The sequence below is a fragment of the Paraburkholderia sejongensis genome, from assembly GCF_020880815.1.
Classification (GTDB): Bacteria; Pseudomonadota; Gammaproteobacteria; order Burkholderiales; family Burkholderiaceae; genus Paraburkholderia; species Paraburkholderia sejongensis.
Window position 1 is genome coordinate 1 of sequence record NZ_JAJITD010000044.1, and the last position, 2523, is coordinate 2523.

At 60.2% G+C, this 2523-nt stretch carries 3 protein-coding genes; all 3 read right to left on the reverse strand.

All coding sequences use genetic code 11. The annotated features are described in order from the left end of the window. Positions 1 to 49 precede the first annotated feature (49 nt). Genes tnpC through tnpA form a run of 3 tightly spaced genes read right to left on the reverse strand, consistent with a single transcriptional unit; the run spans position 50 to position 2441 of the window. Positions 50 to 1606 (reverse strand): IS66 family transposase, encoded by a 1557-nt coding sequence (gene tnpC / locus LJ656_RS34765; RefSeq protein WP_230513943.1) that lies wholly within the window; start codon positions 1604 to 1606, stop codon positions 50 to 52. 33 nt (positions 1607 to 1639) lie between these two features. Then, positions 1640 to 1990, reverse strand: a complete 351-nt coding sequence (gene tnpB, locus LJ656_RS34770; RefSeq protein ID WP_230513944.1) for an IS66 family insertion sequence element accessory protein TnpB — start codon at positions 1988 to 1990, stop codon at positions 1640 to 1642. Continuing rightward, positions 1971 to 2441 carry an IS66-like element accessory protein TnpA gene (tnpA, locus tag LJ656_RS34775; protein ID WP_230513945.1) on the reverse strand — a complete coding sequence of 157 codons (471 nt, stop codon included), beginning with the start codon at positions 2439 to 2441 and terminating at the stop codon, positions 1971 to 1973. Before tnpA ends, tnpB begins: the two co-directional genes overlap by 20 nt. Positions 2442 to 2523: the final 82 nt, after the last annotated feature.

The window sequence follows — 2523 nt, forward strand, 5'->3', positions numbered from 1 at the left end:
GTAAGCGCGCAATAAACCGCGTGGCTTGCGCCGGTCGGCCGACTATGCGTCAGTCCGTGGACGTGATCAGCCGCCAGGGCAACAGCGCCTCGTAGTCATCGGCACTCTGGGCAAGCGGCAGTGCTTCGAACAGCGTCACGAGATAGCCATACGGTTCGACGCTGTTTGCCTTACACGTTTCGATCAGTGAGTACAGGTTGGCCGCCGCGTTCGCGCCAGCGACAGTGTCATAGAAGAGCCAGTTTCTTCGGCCGACGGTAAATGGCCTGATCGCGTTTTCGCACGCGTTGTTCGAGATCGGCCAGGCGCCGTTTTCGACGTAGCGAATCAGCTTCGGCCATTGCCCCTGCAAGTAGGACAGCGCTTTGCCAAACGCACTTTGCGGCAACACAGCGTTCAACTGCTTCAGCAGTAACGCTTCGATTTTTTCGAGCACGGAATGGCTCTCCCGTTGCCGCCCGAGCAAACGGTCCTCAGGCGTCATGTCTTCGCAGCGCGACTCGATCGCAAAGAGCTGCCCGATCAGTCGAATGAATTCGCTGACAGGATGATCGCGGCCACGCTGCGCCTTCGGCAGATTCTCCTCGGCCTCGATCATGTAGCGACGCGCATGCGCCCAACAGCCCAAATGAACGAGCTGGTTGTTGTCGGCGACATCGTTGTACGGCTCATAGCCGTCAGTCATCAATGCCGCGCCGGGCTTGATGCCAGCATAGAGCGCCGCGGCCTGTGCCGCGCTGCGCGTCGGACTGTAACTGAACAATCGAACCGGCGGGCCGGTGCCGCTCATTTGAGCCCACATGTAGCTCTTGCGTTGTGCCGCGCGGCCCGGCTCTTTTAGCACCTGAACCGTCGTTTCATCGCCGTAGACGACGTCGGCCTCTAGCAAGTGATCGCGCATCAAGTTGATCAGCGGCTGCACTGCCGTACCGACGCGCACCACGCTGGCTGCCAGCGTACCGCGCGAGAGATCGCCACCGAAGCGGTGCAGCAGTGCGGCGATGCGATACAGCGGCAGCGCATCGGCGAACTTGCTTACGACCACCCATGCAAGCGCCGATTCGGTGAGTAGTCCCTTGGGGATGATACGCGCCGGCGCCGGTGTCACCTTGATGCCGAGATCACAACAAGGGCATGCGTATTTGACTCGTTGGTGTTGGATGACGCGAACCTGCTGCGGCACGATGTCGAGCTGTTCGCTGATCTCTGCGCCGATCTCAACTAGCGTATGGCCGTCGTGTGCGCAGACGCGTTCAGATTCCGGCAACTCGTGACGCACGATCTCGCGCGGTAGCATCGGGTCCAACGGCTTGCGTCCACGCTTCTTGCGTTCGTGTGCGCCAACCTCGATGCTCTGTTCTGCTTCTGTCTCTTGCGCCGGTTCAGATCCCGTTGCGGTCGCCTCTGCTTCGTTTAAGAAGAGGTCACGTTGCTCGGCACCGCGCACTTCGCTCTTGGCGGCAAACAGTTGCCGCTGAAAGGCCTTGAGCTTCTCGCGCAACAAGTCGCGCTCGACTGTCACCACACGCAACTCGCCCTTCATGGCAGCGAGCTCAGCGCGTAGAGCCTGCAGTTCGTCTGTGGGGGATGAGGATGGTGGCGGCATCGCCGGATTAGACCAGCGATGCTGGTTCGTGTTTCAAGTCACGCGCTGATAATAGCGCGTCGGGTGCGCCCGCATCGCCTCGATGTCAATGCCGTCGAGCAACCAGTGCAGCTGCTCCGTTCCAAGCTTGAGCACGGCTTCTTTGCGAGGCCAAACGAAACGATCTTGCTCGAGCCGTTTCATGAGCAACCAGAAGCCGTTGCGGTCCCACAGCAGCATCTTGATGCGGTCGCGGCGCTGGTTGCTGAACACGTACACGGCCTGCGCGAACGGATCGAGCTTCATCGATTGCTCGACGATGGCTGCAAGTCCGTTGATGCTCTTGCGGAAATCAACGGCGTCGCGATGCACATAGACCTTCAGTTCATCGCCCAGGCGGAACATCGCACCGTCCGAGCGTTTCGATCATTGCTGATAGCAGCGCCGCGTCGCTGCCAGCGCATTCGAGCTTGAGCGTCACGCCGTTTGGCATCTGAACTGTCAACGAGGCTGCTCGATCCGCGTGCGGTCCCGACGTACCTTGTGGCGCAGACAGGATGGCCGATTTGCGCTCGACGACGGAGCGTTCATGGCTTACATCGATAACCGGCACGAACGGCGACTCTATCGTCGGCGATGCTGTCGACTCCGCTAGCCGTTGCTGGTGCAGTTTTATCCATTTGCGCAGAAGGTTCGCATTGACGCCGTGCTTGAGTGCGAGCCCGGCCACCGACGCTCCCGGCGCAAGGCACGCCTCGACTAACCACTGCTTCGTTCGCCGGTCAAAACGACGCTTGCCGTCCTTGCCCACGGTGACGACCTTCAGGCACGACGATTCTGAGTGCTGTTCTGTCATAAGGTGTCCACTGAAAATCAGTGGACATAGCCTGCACGGTCAGATCCCTGAGTGCCAGACGTCGGTTTCTGCGCGCTTACCA

Excerpts from the sequence above, each read along its gene's own strand:
- tnpC (WP_230513943.1), bottom strand. The coding sequence starts at position 1,606 with ATGCCGCCACCATCCTCATCCCCCACAGACGAACTGCAGGCTCTACGC.
- tnpB (WP_230513944.1), bottom strand. The coding sequence starts at position 1,990 with ATGTTCCGCCTGGGCGATGAACTGAAGGTCTATGTGCATCGCGACGCC.
- tnpA (WP_230513945.1), bottom strand. The coding sequence starts at position 2,441 with ATGACAGAACAGCACTCAGAATCGTCGTGCCTGAAGGTCGTCACCGTG.